Source organism: Streptomyces sp. PsTaAH-124 (genome assembly GCF_000373685.1).
In the GTDB taxonomy this organism is placed as follows: domain Bacteria; phylum Actinomycetota; class Actinomycetes; order Streptomycetales; family Streptomycetaceae; genus Streptomyces; species Streptomyces andamanensis.
The window spans coordinates 182,447-198,165 of the sequence record NZ_KB892202.1; the positions used below are offsets into that span (position 1 = coordinate 182,447).

General features: G+C 72.8%; 14 protein-coding genes. 2 read left to right on the forward strand and 12 right to left on the reverse strand.

Annotated elements, in window-relative coordinates:
• Nucleotides 1-277 precede the first annotated feature (277 nt).
• Complete coding sequence (locus B086_RS0130750; RefSeq protein ID WP_018570275.1) at nt 278-949, forward strand: lysophospholipid acyltransferase family protein; 672 nt, start codon at nt 278-280, stop codon at nt 947-949.
• Nucleotides 950-1,072: 123 nt separating this feature from the next.
• On the opposite strand, the gene B086_RS0130755 is transcribed toward B086_RS0130750, so the two are convergent.
• The 4 genes from B086_RS0130755 to argH all read right to left on the reverse strand — a co-directional run bounded on the left by B086_RS0130755 (nt 1,073) and on the right by argH (nt 5,744).
• Nucleotides 1,073-2,584 (reverse strand): MFS transporter, encoded by a 1,512-nt coding sequence (locus B086_RS0130755; RefSeq protein WP_018570276.1) that lies wholly within the window; start codon nt 2,582-2,584, stop codon nt 1,073-1,075.
• Complete coding sequence (locus B086_RS0130760; protein WP_018570277.1) at nt 2,581-3,147, reverse strand: TetR/AcrR family transcriptional regulator; 567 nt, start codon at nt 3,145-3,147, stop codon at nt 2,581-2,583. Before B086_RS0130760 ends, B086_RS0130755 begins: the two co-directional genes overlap by 4 nt.
• Before the next feature lie 125 nt (nt 3,148-3,272).
• Nucleotides 3,273-4,244: an aldo/keto reductase gene (locus B086_RS0130765; RefSeq protein WP_018570278.1), complete on the reverse strand. Its 972-nt coding sequence runs from the start codon at nt 4,242-4,244 to the stop codon at nt 3,273-3,275.
• Between the two features lie 72 nt (nt 4,245-4,316).
• Entirely contained in the window at nt 4,317-5,744 is a 1,428-nt protein-coding gene (gene argH / locus B086_RS0130770) for an argininosuccinate lyase (RefSeq protein WP_018570279.1), read from the reverse strand.
• Nucleotides 5,745-5,916: 172 nt separating this feature from the next.
• Here argH and B086_RS0130775 point away from each other — a divergent pair, with 172 nt between their 5' ends.
• Nucleotides 5,917-6,513 carry a pyridoxamine 5'-phosphate oxidase family protein gene (locus tag B086_RS0130775; protein ID WP_018570280.1) on the forward strand — a complete coding sequence of 199 codons (597 nt, stop codon included), beginning with the start codon at nt 5,917-5,919 and terminating at the stop codon, nt 6,511-6,513.
• Nucleotides 6,514-6,526: 13 nt separating this feature from the next.
• On the opposite strand, the gene B086_RS0130780 is transcribed toward B086_RS0130775, so the two are convergent.
• Genes B086_RS0130780 through B086_RS0130815 form a run of 8 tightly spaced genes read right to left on the reverse strand, consistent with a single transcriptional unit; the run spans nt 6,527 to nt 15,688 of the window.
• Complete coding sequence (locus B086_RS0130780) at nt 6,527-7,078, reverse strand: arginine repressor (RefSeq protein WP_018570281.1); 552 nt, start codon at nt 7,076-7,078, stop codon at nt 6,527-6,529.
• Between the two features lie 19 nt (nt 7,079-7,097).
• Nucleotides 7,098-8,282 (reverse strand): acetylornithine transaminase, encoded by a 1,185-nt coding sequence (locus tag B086_RS0130785; protein ID WP_018570282.1) that lies wholly within the window; start codon nt 8,280-8,282, stop codon nt 7,098-7,100.
• On the reverse strand, nt 8,279-9,181 hold the full coding sequence (gene argB, locus B086_RS0130790) for an acetylglutamate kinase (protein ID WP_018570283.1): 903 nt from the start codon (nt 9,179-9,181) through the stop codon (nt 8,279-8,281). The genes B086_RS0130785 and argB overlap by 4 nt, the downstream gene beginning before the upstream one ends.
• Nucleotides 9,178-10,329: a bifunctional glutamate N-acetyltransferase/amino-acid acetyltransferase ArgJ gene (gene argJ / locus B086_RS0130795; RefSeq protein WP_018570284.1), complete on the reverse strand. Its 1,152-nt coding sequence runs from the start codon at nt 10,327-10,329 to the stop codon at nt 9,178-9,180. Before argJ ends, argB begins: the two co-directional genes overlap by 4 nt.
• Entirely contained in the window at nt 10,326-11,354 is a 1,029-nt protein-coding gene (gene argC / locus B086_RS0130800; RefSeq protein WP_026252938.1) for an N-acetyl-gamma-glutamyl-phosphate reductase, read from the reverse strand. Before argC ends, argJ begins: the two co-directional genes overlap by 4 nt.
• A 44-nt stretch (nt 11,355-11,398) precedes the next feature.
• Nucleotides 11,399-11,803, reverse strand: coding sequence for a GtrA family protein (locus tag B086_RS0130805; RefSeq protein WP_018570286.1), 405 nt, complete (start codon nt 11,801-11,803; stop codon nt 11,399-11,401).
• A complete protein-coding gene (locus B086_RS0130810) occupies nt 11,803-12,753 on the reverse strand; it encodes a glycosyltransferase family 2 protein (protein WP_018570287.1) in 951 nt (316 codons plus the stop codon). The genes B086_RS0130805 and B086_RS0130810 overlap by 1 nt, the downstream gene beginning before the upstream one ends.
• A 25-nt stretch (nt 12,754-12,778) precedes the next feature.
• Nucleotides 12,779-15,688 carry a YfhO family protein gene (locus B086_RS0130815; RefSeq protein ID WP_018570288.1) on the reverse strand — a complete coding sequence of 970 codons (2,910 nt, stop codon included), beginning with the start codon at nt 15,686-15,688 and terminating at the stop codon, nt 12,779-12,781.
• Between the last annotated feature and the right edge of the window lie 31 nt (nt 15,689-15,719).

Genomic DNA, 15,719 nt, shown 5'->3' on the forward strand with positions numbered 1-15,719 from the left:
CCGGTCTCGTCCCGTCGGTGCGCGCCGATCGTAGGGGGGAGGGGGTGACGGACGGGAGACGCCGAGCGGAACGCGCGGGTGACGCGGGATGACACCCCGTAACCTCGGTCACACCGCCGTACGCCGTTCATCTCGTCGCAACACGGCTCCCGCGCAGGTGAACGCACGTCAACAGTGGGTAAGAGGTGGTGCGCCCGATGTGCATTCCGGGCCGCGCCGCGAGTATCGTCCTCACCTGCACAGACACATACCGCATCCCTTGGCACCGGAGGGCCCGTTGTCCCGCTTCGCGTTCATCAAGGCAGTGCTCGGACCGATCATGCGCCTGGTGTTCCGCATGCGAGTGGAGGGCGCGGAGCGCATTCCCGGCGACGGTCCGGTCATCCTGGCGGGCAACCACCTGACGTTCATCGACTCGATGATCCTGCCGGTCGTCTGCGACCGGCAGGTCTTCTTCATCGGCAAGGACGAGTACGTCACGGGCAAGGGGTTCAAGGGCCGGCTGATGGCCTGGTTCTTCACCGGTGTCGGCATGATCCCGGTCGACCGCGACGGCGGCCGGGGCGGGGTGGCCGCGCTGATGACCGGCCGCCGGGTGCTGGAGGAGCGGAAGGTCTTCGGCATCTATCCCGAGGGCACCCGCTCCCCCGACGGGCGGCTGTACCGGGGGCGCACCGGTATCGCGCGGCTGACGCTGATGACCGGCGCGCCCGTCGTGCCGTTCGCGATGATCGGCACCGACAAGCTCCAGCCGGGCGGCTCGGGGCTGCCCCGGCCGGGCAAGGTCACCGTGCGCTTCGGTGAGCCGATGGAGTTCTCCCGCTACGAGGGCATGGACCGTGACCGGTATGTGCTGCGGGCGGTGACGGACTCGGTGATGACCGAGGTCATGCGGTTGTCGGGGCAGGAGTACGTGGACATGTACGCCACCAAGGCGAAGGCGGCGTGAGCCTTCGGCGATCGGGCGGGTGGGCGCCGTAGGGCGTGCGGTTTCGTCTGCGGGTGCGGGTGCGTTGTGGTTGCTCGCGCCGTTCCCCGCGCCCCTTTGGGGGCGCTCACCCTGCCGGAGTGATCAGAGTTTCTGGTTCTTCAGGAGGAACCAGGCTGCTGCCGCGGCGGTGAGCAGGACGGCCGCGCCCGCGCCCGAGGCCAGGTGGAGGCCGTGGACGAAGGAGTCGCGGGCCGCGGACAGCAGGGCCTCGGCGGTGGGGGCGGGCAGGCCGGCCGCCGCCTCCACGGCGCCGCCCAGGGACTCGTGGGCCTGCGCGGGAGTGCCCGCCGGGCCGGTGAAGCCGCGGTAGGCGGCGGTCACGATGGAGCCGAGCAGGGCGATGCCCAGGGCCGCGCCGAGTTCGTACGCCGTCTCCGAGACCGCCGAGGCGGCGCCCGCCTGGTCCTTGGGCACGCTGGAGAGGATCACGTCGGCGGTCACCGTGAAGGAGAGTCCGGCGCCGACGCCGACCACCAGCAGCGCCGCGCCCAGCAGCGGATAACCGGTCGCGCCGCTGAGCGTGGTCAGCGCGGCCAGGGACAGGCCGACCGCGGCCAGCCCGCCGGAGACCACCGCCCGCACCGAGAAGCGCCGGGCCGCGGTGCCCGCCACCAGACCGGCCGCCACCGCGCCGACGGCGGCCGGCAGCTCGGCCAGGCCCGCCTCGAACGGCCTCCTGCCCTGGACCAGTTGCAGATACTGGGAGAGGAAGAAGACCAGCCCGGACATGCCGAGGACGGTCAGCAGGTCGGCGAGGACCGCGCCGCTGAAGCCGCGGCTGCGGAACAGCCGCATGTCCAGCAGCGGCACGGGCATCGTGAGCTGGCGGCGGACGAAGCCGTACAGCCCGGCCACGCCGAGCAGGCCCGCGCCGAGGACCGGCCAGGTGAACCCGTGCGCCGCGGCCTCCTTGACCGCGTACACGGTGGCGATCATGCCGACCAGTGACAGCACGACGCTGGCCAGGTCCCAGGGGCCCGGATTCGGGTTGCGGGACTCGGGCAGCAGCCGGATGCCGACCAGGACGAGCACGGCCATCACCGGCAGGTTGATCAGGAAGACCGAGCCCCACCAGAAGTGTTCGAGCAGGAACCCGCCGACGATGGGGCCCACGGCCATGCCCGCCGAGGCGGCCGCGCCCCAGATGCCGACCGCGAGGCTGCGCTCGCGCGGGTCGTGGAAGAGGTTGCGGATCAGGGCGAGCGTGGCCGGCATCAGGGTGGCACCGGCGACACCGAGCAGCGCCCGCGCCAGGATCATCAGCTCCGGCGAGGTCGCGTAGGCGTTGAGCACGGAGATCAGACCGAAGGCGACGGCGCCGCAGAGCAGGATGCGCTTGCGTCCGATGCGGTCGCCCAGGCTGCCCATGGAGACCAGAAGACCGGCGATGACGAACGAGTAGACGTCGCCTATCCACAGCAGCTGGGTGCCGGAGGGCTTGAGGTCCTCACTGATGTACGGGGTCGCGAGACCGAGGACGGTCGCGTCGACGGCCACCAGCAGCACGGCCAGGACGAGGACGCCGAGCGCGAGCCAGCGGCCCGGTCGCTTCTCCGTCTCCGTCGTGCGGGCCGGCCGCAGGGTGCTGGTCATGGTTCCTCTCTCCGTGGTGCGTCCGCGCGCAGTGCGCCGCCGAGCAGCAGCTCGACCGTCATGTACGTGAAGTCCTTGGGGGCCACCCGGCCCTCGGTCACCGCCCAGGCGGCGGAGGCCAGCAGGCCGAACAGTGCCTCGGTGAGCCAGGCCGGGGTGAGGTCGATGCGGAACTCCCCGCTGTCCTGGCCGCGCCGGAACAGGGTCTCGATCCGCTCGTCGATCCGGGCCCAGCCCGCGTTCACCTCCCCGCCCTCGAACAGCTGGTTCTCGGTGTAGAGGAAGGACAGCAGGCCGGCCGCGGGCTCGATCGCGCGGACCAGCCGGTGCACCGCGTCGCGCGCGGGCCCCTCGTCCGGGCGGGCCGCGTCCAGCGCGGCCTCGCACTCCTGGATGCCGAGCGCCTCCAGTGCCCGCACGAGCGCGTCGCGTCCGGCGAAGTGCCGGTGCAGCGTGGCGCGGCTGATCCCGGCGGCCCTGGCGACCTCGTCCATCGTCGCGGTGGACTTGCGGGTCAGCAGGGCCGCGGCAGTGCGCAGCACGTGGTCACGATCGACAGCCATGAGACAACCATACACCGAATGAGACATTGATGTCTCATGGGCGGCATGCACGTCTCAGCAGTCCGGCCCCGGCGCTGTGGCCGAGGGCTGTGGGCCGTGGGTCGAGGGCTGTGGGCCGTGGGAGGTCAGTGCCAGGGGAGCCGGCCGCGCTGCCGCCAGTACGCCTGCGGCTCCTCGGCCAGGGCGTCGAGGCGGGCCGCCTGCTCGTCGTCCAGGTCGACGGCCGGGGCGTGCAGGTTGGAGACGAGCTGGTCGACGGTGGCGGCGCCGGAGAGCACCACGCCCGCCCAGGGGCGGCGCAGGATCAGGGCGAGGGCGACCGCGTCGCAGCCGTGACCGGTGCTCCGGGCCACCTCGCGCAGGGCCTCGGGCGCGTCGGGGCCGGCCAGCCGGCCGTTCGCCATGCCCTCCTTGACGATCACGGTGAGCCCCGCGTCGTGCGCCTCGGCGAGGGCGGGCCCGGCGGAGGTCTCCAGGGCGTTGTACGTCGACTGGACGGTACGGAACAGCGGCTCGCCGTCCACGGTCACGGCGAGGGCGGCCCGGATCGCGTCGGCCTGGGCGGGGCCGCTGGTGGAGAAACCGACGGTCAGCCCCGAGGCGGCGGCCTCGGCGAGCCGGGCGTGCAGTTCCTTGTCGGTCAGGGCGGGGCTGTCCGGGGTCACCGAGTGGATCTGGTACAGGTCGAGCCGGTCGCCGAGCAGCGCGGCGCTCTCGGCGCGCTGGCGCGCGTAGGTGGCCGCGCTGTGGTCCTTGACCTCGTGCTGTTCGGCGTCGGTGCGCCAGTCGGCCGTGTAGGTGTAGCCCCACTTGCTGCCGACGACGACGTCGTCGATCTCCGGGCGGGCGCGCAGCCAGTCGGCGAGGAACTCCTCGGAGCGGCCGTAGGAGCGGGCGGCGTCCAGATAGCGCACCCCCTGGGCGTAGGCGGCGTCCAGGAGTTCGTGCGTACGGGCGCGCAGGGCGTCCACGGAGCGGTCCGCGCCGAGGTCGCGGTCCCGGCCGAGGTTGATGTATCCGGGGCGCCCCACGGCGGCCAGACCCAGGCCGAGGTGGCAGGTGGGGGTGGTGGCTGCGGCCAGTCGCGCGAAGGGCATCGCGGGCTCCGTTCGGGTCGGCTCCGTACTGCGACCCAACGTACCCGCGATGCCCCCTCGGGCACGTACCGGCTACTTCTTGGCGTCGGCCCAGGCGTGCTGGGCGGCCACGTCGGCCTTGATCTCGGCGAGCTGGACCGCGACCGCGCTCGGGGCGGTGCCGCCGCGGCCGTCGCGGGAGGCGAGGGCGCCGGGCACGTCGAGGACCGTGCGCACCTCGGGGGTGAGGTGGGCGGAGATCCCGGCGAACTGCTCGTCGGTCAGTTCGTCCAGTTCCTTGCCCTCGGCCTCGGCGGCCTTCACGCACTCACCGGCGACCTCGTGCGCCACCCGGAACGGCACGCCCTGCTTGACCAGCCACTCCGCGATGTCGGTGGCCAGCGAGAAGCCGGCCGGGGCCAGCTCCTCCATGCGCTCGCGGTGGACGGTGAGGGTGGCCGTCATGCCGGTGAAGGCGGGCAGCAGGACCTCCAGCTGGTCGCAGGAGTCGAAGACGGGCTCCTTGTCCTCCTGGAGGTCGCGGTTGTAGGCGAGCGGCAGGGCCTTGAGGGTGGCCATCAGCCCGGTCAGATTGCCGATGAGACGGCCGGACTTGCCGCGCGCCAGCTCCGCGATGTCGGGGTTCTTCTTCTGCGGCATGATCGAGGAGCCGGTGGAGAACGCGTCGTGCAGCGTGACGAAGGAGAACTCCTTCGTGTTCCAGATGATGATCTCCTCGGCGATGCGGGAGAGGTTCACGCCGATCATGGCGGTGACGAAGGCGAACTCGGCGGCGAAGTCGCGCGAGGCGGTGCCGTCGATGGAGTTGGCCGCGCTGCCGTGCTCGAAGCCGAGGTCGCGGGCGACCGCCTCGGGGTCCAGGCCGAGGGAGGAGCCGGCCAGGGCGCCCGAGCCGTACGGCGACACGGCGGTCCGCTCGTCCCACTGGCGCAGCCGCTCGGCGTCCCGGGACAGGGCCTGCGCGTGGGCGAGCACATGGTGGGCGAAGAGGACCGGCTGGGCGTGCTGGAGGTGGGTGCGGCCGGGCATCGCCACGTCCGGGTGGGCCTCGGCCAGGCCGATCAGCGCGTCCTGGAGGTCGGCGATCAGGCCGCCGATGATCCGGGCGTGGTCGCGCAGGTACATGCGGAAGAGGGTGGCGACCTGGTCGTTGCGGGAGCGGCCGGCGCGCAGCTTGCCGCCGAGGTCGGGGCCGAGGCGCTCCAGCAGGCCGCGCTCCAGGGCGGTGTGGACGTCCTCGTCGGCGACGGTGCCGGTGAAGGAGCCGTCCGCGACGTCGGCCTCCAGCCGGTCGAGTCCGGCGGTCATCCGGGTCAGCTCGTCCTCGGTGAGCAGGCCCGCCCGGTGCAGCACGCGCGCGTGGGCGCGCGAACCGGCGATGTCGTAGGGCGCGAGCCGCCAGTCGAAGTGGACGGACGCGGACAGTTTCGCCAGGGCCTCGGCGGGTCCGTCGGCGAACCGGCCGCCCCAGAGCCGTACGTCACCGCTGTTGCTGCTCACTTGCGCTGCTCCTAGGGAGAGGGTAGGTGGACGAGCCGTACTCGGCATGCATGATTATGCAGATCTCTGCATGGCTAGTCAATCGAGGCAGGCCGGACCGGCGGGGGCCGGGGCGTTCCGGAGCCCACAATTCCTTAGACAGTCGAAAGAGTTGCCCGGATAATGGGTGGACATGGGAAAGACGTATGAGCGCATCGACGGCAGGCTGCGCACCTTCATCGAGGAGCAGCCCCTCTTCTTCACCGCGACCGCGCCGCTCTCCGGCGACGGCACGGTCAACCTCTCCCCCAAGGGCCTCAAGGGCTCCCTCGCGGTGCTCGACGGGCACACCGTGGCGTATCTGGACTTCGCCGGGTCCAACGCGGAGACCGTCGCGCACCTGCGCGAGAACGGCCGCATCACCCTGATGTGGTGCGCCTTCCAGGGGCCGCCCAACATCGTGCGGGTGCACGGCAGGGGCGAGCCCGTCTTCCGCGACGATCCACGCTTCCCGGACCTGCTCGCCCGCTTCCCCGGCATCGACCCGGCGTCGCACGGACTGCGCGCGATCGTCGTCGTGCACGCCGCGCTGATCCGGGACACCTGCGGCTACGCGGTGCCCTTCATGACCTACGACGAGGACCGCGACCTGCACCGCAGGCGGTTCGCCCGCGAGGACGACGAGTCGCTGGACGCGTACTTCACCAAGAAGGAGCACATCGCCACCAGCCTGGACGGGCTGCCGGGGCTCCCGCTGCCGCTGCCGCCCACGCCCGCGAAGGCGGGCTGAGCGGCACCGGCGGTCAGTGGCCGTTCTGGGCCAGGCGCAGCAGATGGTCGGCGAGCGCCTGGCCGCCGGTCGGGTCGCGGCTGATCAGCATCAGGGTGTCGTCGCCCGCGATGGTGCCCAGGATGTCCTGGAGCTCCGCCTGGTCGATCGCGGAGGCCAGGAACTGGGCGGCGCCCGGCGGGGTGCGCAGGACCACGAGGTTCGCCGACGCCTCCGCCGAGATCAGCAGCTCCTGGGAGAGCCGCCGCATCCGCTCCTCCTTGGCGGACTCGCCCAGCGGCGCGCGCGGGGTGCGGAAGCCGCCCTCGCTGGGGACCGCGTAGATGAGGTCGCCCTCGTTGTTGCGGATCTTCACCGCGTTCAGCTCGTCGAGGTCGCGGGAGAGCGTCGCCTGGGTGACGCTCAGCCCGTCGTCCGCCAGCAGCTTCGCCAACTGGCTCTGCGAGCGCACCGGTTGCCGGTTGAGGATGTCCACGATCCGGCGGTGGCGTGCGGTGCGGGTCTGCGGCAGGGCGGGCCCGGCGCCCGACGCGTCGGTGTGCCCGTGGTCCTGTGCCTGACTCATCGTCGTCCCATTCTCCGGATCATGCGTCCCCGTCGGTGGTGTCCAGGATGCCGGGCAGTGCCCGCAGGAACGCGTCCACGTCGTCGTCGCCGAGGTTCAGCGGCGGCATCAGCCGGACGACGTCGGGTGCGGGCGCGTTCACGAGGAAGCCGGCCTCCTGGGCCGCCTGCTGCGCCCGCGGCGCGTGCGGCCCGGTGAGCACGATACCCAGGAGCAGGCCCGCGCCCCTGACGTGGTCGACGAGCGGGTGGCCGAGGGACTCGACGCCCTCGCGCAGCCGCTCGCTCTGCCGCTTGACGTTGTCCAGCAGCCCTTCGCCCGCGATGGTGTCCAGGACGGCGAGCCCGGCGGCGCAGGCCACCGGGTTGCCGCCGAAGGTGGTGCCGTGCTGGCCCGGCTGGAGCAGCTCGGCGGCCCGGCCGAAGGCGACGGTCGCGCCGAGCGGCAGCCCGCCGCCCAGCCCCTTGGCGAGGGTGACGACATCCGGCAGGACGCCCTCGTGGGCCTGGTACTCGAACCAGTGCCCGGTGCGGCCGACGCCGGTCTGCACCTCGTCCAGCACGAGCAGCGCGCCGGTGGCGGCGGTGATGGCGCGGGCCGCCTTCAGATAGCCGGGGGGCGGGACGACCACGCCGTTCTCGCCCTGGACCGGCTCGATGATCACCAGGGCGGTGTCCTCGGTGACCGCGGCGGCCAGCGCCTGCGCGTCGCCGTAGGGCACATGGGTGACGTCGCCGGGCAGCGGCAGGAAGGGCTCCTGCTTGCCGGGCTGGCCGGTCAGCGCCAGGGCGCCCATGGTGCGGCCGTGGAAACCGCCCTCGGTGGCGACCATGCCGGTGCGCCCGGTGAGCCGGCCGATCTTGAAGGCGCCCTCGTTGGCCTCGGCGCCGGAGTTGCAGAAGAACACCTTGCCGTCGCGGCCGAAGTGCTGGAGGAGCCGTTCGGCGAGGGCGACGGGCGGCTCGGCGACGAACAGGTTGGAGACATGGCCGAGCGAGGCGATCTGCCGGCTCACGGCCTCGACGACCGCCGGGTGGGCGTGGCCGAGCGCGTTGACGGCGATGCCGCCGACGAAGTCCACGTACTCCTTGCCGTCGGCGTCCCACAGCCGGGTGCCCGCGCCGCGGACCAGGGGCAGGCGCGGCGTGCCGTAGTTGTTCATCAGCGCGCCCTGCCAGCGGGCGGTCAGTTCCGCGTTGCTCACGACTCCCCCTCTTCGTCCGGCACGACCATCGTGCCGATGCCCTCGTCGGTGAAGATCTCCAGCAGGATCGAGTGCTGGACCCGGCCGTCGATGACGCGGGCGGTGTTCACCCCGCCGCGCACGGCGTGCAGACAGCCCCGCATCTTCGGCACCATGCCGGCGGACAGGTCCGGCAGCAGCTTCTCCAGCTGGCTCGCGGTGAGCCTGCTGATCACCTCGTCGGAGTGCGGCCAGTCCTCGTAGAGGCCCTCGACGTCGGTGAGGACCATGAGGGTCTCGGCGCCCAGTGCCGCAGCGAGTGCCGCAGCCGCCGTATCAGCATTGACGTTGTAGACATGTCCGTCGTCCTCGGAGCGGGCGATCGAGGAGACGACCGGGATACGGCCGTCGGCGAGCAGGGCCTCGATGGCGCCGGTGTCGATGGCGGTGATCTCCCCGACCCGTCCGATGTCGACCGGTTCGCCGTCGATCTCGGGGACGTGCCGGGTGGCGGTGATGGTGTGCGCGTCCTCGCCGGTGAGGCCGACGGCGAGCGGACCGTGCTGGTTGAGCAGACCGACCAGCTCGCGCTGGACCTGCCCGGCCAGCACCATCCGTACGACGTCCATGGCCTCCTCGCTGGTGACGCGCAGGCCCGCCTTGAACTCGCTGACGATGCCGTGCCGGTCCAGGGCCGCGCTGATCTGCGGGCCGCCGCCGTGCACGACGACCGGCTTGAGACCGGCGTGCCGCAGGAACACCACGTCCTGCGCGAACGCCGCCTTCAGCTCCTCGTCGACCATCGCGTTGCCGCCGAACTTGATGACCACCGTCCTGCCGTGGTGGCGGGTCAGCCAGGGCAGCGCCTCGATGAGGATCTTCGCCTTCGGCAGGGCCGTGTGCCTGCGGGTCGTGGTCATGAGGAGTACGCGCTGTTCTCGTGGACGTAGTCCGCGGTGAGGTCGTTGGTCCAGATGGTGGCGGTCTCGGTGCCCGCCGCGAGGTCGGCGACGATGTGCACCTCGCGGTAACGCATGTCGACCTTGTCGCGGTCCTCGCCCACGCCGCCGTTCTTGCACACCCACACGCCGTTGATGGCGACGTTGAGCCGGTCGGGCTCGAAGGCGGCCCGGGTGGTGCCGATCGCGGACAGGACGCGGCCCCAGTTGGGGTCCTCGCCGTGCAGGGCGCACTTGAGGAGGTTGTTGCGGGCGATGGAGCGGCCCACCTCGACGGCGTCCTCCTCGGTGGCGGCGCCCACCACCTCGACCTGGATGTCCTTGCTGGCGCCCTCGGCGTCCCCGATGAGCTGGCGGCCGAGGTCGGCGCAGACGGCGCGCACGGCGTCGGCGAAGTCGTCCTCGGCCGGGACGGTGCCGGAGGCGCCGGAGGCGAGCAGCAGCACGGTGTCGTTGGTGGACATGCAGCCGTCGGAGTCGACCCGGTCGAAGGTGACCCGGGTTGCCGCGCGCAGCGCCCGGTCCAGGGCGGCGCTGTCCAGGTCGGCGTCGGTGGTGAGGACGACGAGCATGGTGGCGAGGCCCGGCGCGAGCATACCCGCGCCCTTTGCCATGCCGCCCACCGTCCAGCCCGCGCGGGAGACCACGGACGTCTTGTGCACCGTGTCGGTGGTCTTGATGGCGATGGCGGCCTTCTCGCCGCCGTGCTCGCTCAGCGCCGCGGCCGCGCTCGCGACGCCCGGCAGCAGCTTGTCCATCGGCAGCAGCACACCGATCAGGCCGGTGGAGCAGACGGCGACCTCACCGGCGCCGACCCCGAGCACCTCGGCGGCCTTCTCCGCGGTGGCGTGGGTGTCCTGGAAGCCCTTGGGACCCGTACAGGCGTTGGCGCCGCCGGAGTTGAGGACCACCGCGGAGAGCCGGCCGGACTTCAGGACCTGCTCGGACCACAGCACCGGGGCGGCCTTGACGCGGTTGGCGGTGAAGACGCCCGCGGCGGCGCGGCGCGGCCCGGTGTTGACCACGAGGGCCAGGTCCGGGTTGCCGTTCTCCTTGATCCCGGCGGCGATGCCCGCCGCCTGGAATCCCTTGGCTGCCGTGACGCTCACGGTGCGACTCCGATCGTCGAAAGTCCGGTGGACTCATCGAGCCCGAGGGCGATGTTCATGCTCTGCACCGCGCCGCCCGCGGTGCCCTTGGTCAGGTTGTCCAGGGCGCTGATCGCGATGACGCGGTGCGCGGCGGGGTCGTACGCCACCTGGATCTGCACCGCGTTGGAGCCGTACACCGCGCCGGTGGCGGGCCACTGCCCCTCGGGCAGGAGGCGGACGAAGGGCTCGTCGGCGTACGCCTTCTCGTAGGCGGCGCGCACCGACTCCGCGCCGACGCCCTCCCGGGCCTTCGCGCTGCACGTGGCGAGGATGCCGCGGGGCATCGGGGCGAGGGTCGGGGTGAAGGAGACCGTGACCGGCTCGCCCGCCGCCGCGCCGAGGTTCTGCATCATCTCGGGGGTGTGCCGGTGGCCGCCGCCCACGCCGTAGGGGGACATGGAGCCCATGACCTCGGAGCCGAGCAGGTGTGCCTTGGGGGCCTTGCCCGCGCCGGAGGTGCCGGAGGCGGCGACGATCACCGCCTCGTTCTCGACGAGTCCGGCCGCGTAGGCGGGGACCAGGGCGAGGGAGGCGGCGGTGGGGTAGCAACCGGGCACCGCGATGCGCTTGGACCCCTCCAGCGCGGCGCGGCCGCCCGGCAGTTCGGGGAGGCCGTAGGGCCAGGTCCCGGCGTGCGCGGAGCCGTAGAAGCGCTCCCAGTCGGCCGGGTCCTTCAGCCGGAAGTCGGCGCCCATGTCGATGACGAGGACATCCGGGCCGAGCTGCTCGGCGACGGCGGCGGACTGGCCGTGCGGCAGGGCGAGGAAGACGACGTCATGGCCGGACAGCGCCTCGGGCGTGGTGGGCGCGAGCACCCGGTCGGCCAGCGGCAGCAGGTGCGGCTGGAGCGTGCCGAGCCGTTGACCGGCGTTGGAGTTGCCGGTCAGGGCACCGATCTCGACCCCGGGGTGCGCGAGCAGCAGACGCAGCGCTTCTCCGCCCGCGTATCCACTCGCTCCGGCGATCGCCACACGTACAGCCATGAGCCCTCCTCCTCGATGGCATGACTATACGTAGCGATGCACGTTTATGCAATCCGGCCTTCCTGGACCGGGTCCCCCTTGGGAAGCATGATCCACCGGGAGACGACGAAGGTCACCGGGATCGCCGCCGCCGACGCGAGCAGCGGGGCGAACCGGCTCCCGGCGTGCAGCACGTCGACGATCACATAGACCCCCGCCGTGGTGATCACGAAATTGGCCGCGTTGGTGAGCGGGAACAGCAGGAATTTCCGCCAGGTCGGCCGGGTGCGATAAGTGAAACGCGCGTTCAGGAAGAAAGAGCCGATCATGCTGAGGAAGAACGCCAGGACATGCGCGAGGAGATACGGCAGGCGTGTGAGGAACAACAGATAGAGAAGGTAGTACGTCGCCGTGTTCAGGGCGCCGACCACGGCGAAAGTGACGACCTGCCTCGCCATCGGGTTACGCATCAGGGAATGAGATCCTTCGTCCGCTCCACGTTGCTCTCCTTCACCAGGAAGTGCGGGCGCCCCTTGACCTCGTAGTAGATGCGGCCGGTGTACTCCCCGATGACCCCCAGCATGACCATCTGCACGCCCGCGAGCGCCGTGACGGCCGCGATGATGGTGACATAGCCCGGGGTCTGCACGCCGTTGACGAGCGCCGCGCCCACGATCCACGCGGTGTAGACGCCCGCGCACAGCAGCAGCCACATGCCCAGGTGCAGGGCTGCGCGCAGCGGCCTGTTGTTGAACGAGAGCAGCCCGTCCAGACCGTAGTTCAGCAGCGACTTCAGCGTCCAGGAGCTGCTGCCGTGCTCACGCACCGCGTTCTCGTACTCGAAGGTGGTGGTGGGGAAGCCCACCCAGGCGAACAGGCCCTTGGAGAAGCGGTTGTACTCGGTCAGCTCCAGCACCGCGTCCACCACGCGCCGCGACAGCAGCCGGAAGTCGCCCACGCCGTCCTTGAGTTCCACGTCGACCAGGCGGTTGACCAGCCGGTAGTACAGGCGGGCGGTGAGGGTGCGGGTGACCCGGTCGCCCTTCCGGCTGCGCCGGGCCAGGACCTGGTCCCAGCCCTGGCCGCGCAGCTCGACCATGCGGCGGATCAGCTCCGGCGGGTGCTGGAGGTCGGCGTCCATGACGACCACGGAGTCCCCCGTGGCGTGGCGCAGGCCCGCCAGCAGGGCCGCCTCCTTGCCGAAGTTGCGGCTGAAGGAGACGTAGCGCACCCGCGGGTCGGCGGCGGCCAGTTGCTGGAGCAGCGGGAGCGTGCGGTCGCGGCTGCCGTCGTCGACGTACACGAACTCCATGTCGTGGCCGAGCGGCAGCAGGTCGTCGGCGACCTGCTGGACGGCCTCGTGGAAGCGTTCTATGACGTCTTCCTCGTTGTAGCAGGGTGCGACGATCGAGATGAGCATGGTTCTCCCCCCAGGGAGGACGGTGTCACAGAGCGCTGGTCGTGCGCTCGCGCGGGTGGGTGGGCGTACGGGACGGGGCGGGACGGTGGGCGGGCCGCCTGCGGCGGACGGCGCCGAGGACGCCCAGGAGGGCCAGGACCAGCAGCGAGGCACCGCCGACGGCGGCCCCCAGGCGCAGGCCCGGCGGATGGAAGGTGCAGGTGAGGCCGGTCGCGGAGCCGTCCAGCGGCACGGCGATCAGGCCGTAGTACTGCTCGGCGGGCACCGGGGCCTTTCCGTCGGCGGCGCACCGCCAGCCGGCGATCCGGGGCGCCGCGACGACGGCGGTGCCGGTGCTGCCGGCCGGGAGCCGGGCGTGCAGCGTGCCGCCGGAGACGCTCACCTCGCTCGCGCCGGTGGCCTTGAGGTGCCGTACGGCGGCGGCCAGCCGGGCGGTGTCCAGGCAGCCGACCGCGCCGTCCGGGACGGTCCCGGTCCTGCTGGGCGCCAGTTCGACCCGCAGCCGCCCGGACGCCGGGACCCGGCCGAGCCGCTGCATGGCGGCGATCTTGGCGCCGTCCGACGCGAACCGGCCGGTCGGGCCGTAGGCGGCGCCCGGTCCGGCGGCGCCCGCCGGGGCGGCGGTGAGCCGGGCGGTGCCGGAGAAGTGCGGCGCCCACAGATAGACCTCGCTGCCGGCCGGGCAGCTCGCGGTGATCGACGGCTTCGCCGCGCCGCCCGTCCCGGCGGTGCCTCGGCGCGCCGCCTCGATCCGTACGTCGCCGCCGCCCGCGCCGCCGCCGAGGTCCTGCCGCTCCCCCGCCGCGGTGCGCACGGTGAAGCCGGGCACGGTGTAGACGCGGGCGCCCAGCACCCGCTCCTGGTTGCGGTACGGCGAGGGACCGAAGGCCGCGACACCGGCGCGGGCGGCTGCGGCGGCACCGGCCGGCCGGACGGTGACCAGCGCGGGCACGTCTTGGCGGGACACGGTCGGCGCGCCGCGGTCGCGCGGGTTCCAGCGCTGGTGCTGGTCGGGCGGGGAGTGCACCCGGGCGCCCACGGAGAAGACCGCGTCCGTGACGGCGTTGTCCAGGCTCTGGAGGTTGCGGCCGCGCGAGGTCCAGCCGTCGCCGAGGGCGGTGAGCATCCGGCTGAGCACGTCCGCGGTGAGACTGCTGTAGTACTGGGCGCCCTGGCCGCCCACCATCATCGGGTCGTTGCCCACGGTCTGCTCCCGGCCCGGGTCGGTGCGGTAGCGGGGCCAGTCCTCGGCCCGCGCGATCACGTCCGCCTGCCGCTGCTGCCGGGTCCCCCAGGGCGCGTAGTCGTCCAGGTGGCCCAGGCGCAGCCGGGTCGCCACGGCGGAGGTCGCGGTGGCCTCGCCCAGCTGGGCGCCGGTCAGCAGCACCACGGCGAGGCCGACGAGGACGGCGCGGTGGCGCCTCGCGGCGGCGGCCGTCGCGGACGCGGGCGCCGGGGGTCCGGCGGCGTCGTCGGTGGCGACGGTCGCGTCGATGGCGGCGGTCGCGGCTTCGTCCGTCCCGGCCGCCGCCCCGTCCGCCCGCTCCGCCCTGTCCGCTTGCTCCGCCGCGTCCGCTCGCTCCGCCCGTTCCGCGCGGCCGAGCAGCAGGAGGCCGCCGAGGGCGCCGACGGCGGCCGTGAGCAGGATCGGCCAGGCGAAGGGGCGCACCAGGCCGCTGCCGCTCGCCACGGCGGCGATCAGGGCGAGCAGCGCCGCCGCCGCGCCCAGCGCGCGCGGGGCCGGGACGCCGTAGGACAGGGTGTACCAGGCTGCGGTCACCAGCAGGGCGCAGAGCACGAACGCCTGGCGGTACGGGCTGCCGTTCGGGGTGGCGAAGGCGTGCCAGGCCAGATGGGTCGGCGTCCACTGCATCGACAGCGCCACGACGGCCACCAGCGCGGGCCAGCCGACGCGCACCCGCCGGGGTGCCGCGCGGTGGAAAGGCAGCGCGAGGACGAGCAGCAGGGCCGTGGTGCCCACGAACAGGGCGGGGCTGCCGAAGCCGTACGTGGTGGGCAGCAGCCGGGCCAGCACGTCCTCGGTGGGCACCGGCGAGAAGTGGGTGACCCGGCCCGGGTAGGCGTGCTTGGTGCCGAGGTAGACCACCGCGACCAGCGGCGCGGACAGGCCCACGCCGAGGACGACGGTGGCGGCGGCGCGGCCCGCGGCGGTCAGCGCGCGCCGGCGCGGCACGCCGCCGAGCCACAGGCGCAGCAGCAGCACCAGTCCGGCGCCGAGCGTGGCCATGTAGGCGGTGTAGAAGTTGGCCGTCCAGGCGAGCGCCACGATCACCACGCCCAGCAGCCGGCGCCGTCCGGCCCGCGCCCATTCGCCGACCAGGCACAGCAGGGGCAGCGCGATCAGACCGTCGAGCCACATCGGGTTGTAGGAGGCGTCCGCCAGGGACCAGCCGCACAGGGCGTAGGCGGCGCCCAGCAGCCCGGCGGCCCACCAGCGGCCGGGGCGCAGGCGCAGCAGCAGCCAGGCCATGGCGGCACCGGCGGCGGCGGTCTTCAGGACGGTGACGGTGTAGACGGCGAGGTCGATCTCGTCGCGCGGGAACAGCGCGACCAGCGGCGCGAACGGGCTGCTGAGGTAGGTCCCCAGGTCGGGCAGGAAGCTGGAGCCGTAGCCGGACTGCCAGTTGACGAGCAGTCCGCCGTCGGCCCGGCCGTGCAGCAGGTCCCACAGGTGGGCGTGGAAGGGCACGTACTGGTTGCCCAGGTCGTTGACGTCGCGGGTGCGGGGCCCGAAGGGGTAGCTGCCCGCGACCGCGTCGGCGGCGCAGCACACGACGGCGGTGAGCAGGGCGGCGAGCAGGGCGGCGGACTGCCCGGGGCGCCGCCACCGGCGTACGGAGACCGGGGCGCCGTTCCCGTCCGCTCGTCGCCGCGCGGCTCCGCGAGGGCTGCTCGGCAGGGTTGGGCGGTCCATTCTCGGCAGGCTCCCGGGGAATTCGGCACGT

Excerpts from the sequence above, each read along its gene's own strand:
- B086_RS0130755 (WP_018570276.1), bottom strand. The coding sequence starts at position 2,584 with ATGACCAGCACCCTGCGGCCGGCCCGCACGACGGAGACGGAGAAGCGA.
- B086_RS0130760 (WP_018570277.1), bottom strand. The coding sequence starts at position 3,147 with ATGGCTGTCGATCGTGACCACGTGCTGCGCACTGCCGCGGCCCTGCTG.
- B086_RS0130765 (WP_018570278.1), bottom strand. The coding sequence starts at position 4,244 with ATGCCCTTCGCGCGACTGGCCGCAGCCACCACCCCCACCTGCCACCTC.
- B086_RS0130775 (WP_018570280.1), top strand. The coding sequence starts at position 5,917 with ATGGGAAAGACGTATGAGCGCATCGACGGCAGGCTGCGCACCTTCATC.
- B086_RS0130780 (WP_018570281.1), bottom strand. The coding sequence starts at position 7,078 with ATGAGTCAGGCACAGGACCACGGGCACACCGACGCGTCGGGCGCCGGG.
- argB (WP_018570283.1), bottom strand. The coding sequence starts at position 9,181 with ATGACCACGACCCGCAGGCACACGGCCCTGCCGAAGGCGAAGATCCTC.
- argC (WP_026252938.1), bottom strand. The coding sequence starts at position 11,354 with ATGGCTGTACGTGTGGCGATCGCCGGAGCGAGTGGATACGCGGGCGGA.
- B086_RS0130805 (WP_018570286.1), bottom strand. The coding sequence starts at position 11,803 with ATGCGTAACCCGATGGCGAGGCAGGTCGTCACTTTCGCCGTGGTCGGC.
- B086_RS0130810 (WP_018570287.1), bottom strand. The coding sequence starts at position 12,753 with ATGCTCATCTCGATCGTCGCACCCTGCTACAACGAGGAAGACGTCATA.
- B086_RS0130815 (WP_018570288.1), bottom strand. The coding sequence starts at position 15,688 with ATGGACCGCCCAACCCTGCCGAGCAGCCCTCGCGGAGCCGCGCGGCGA.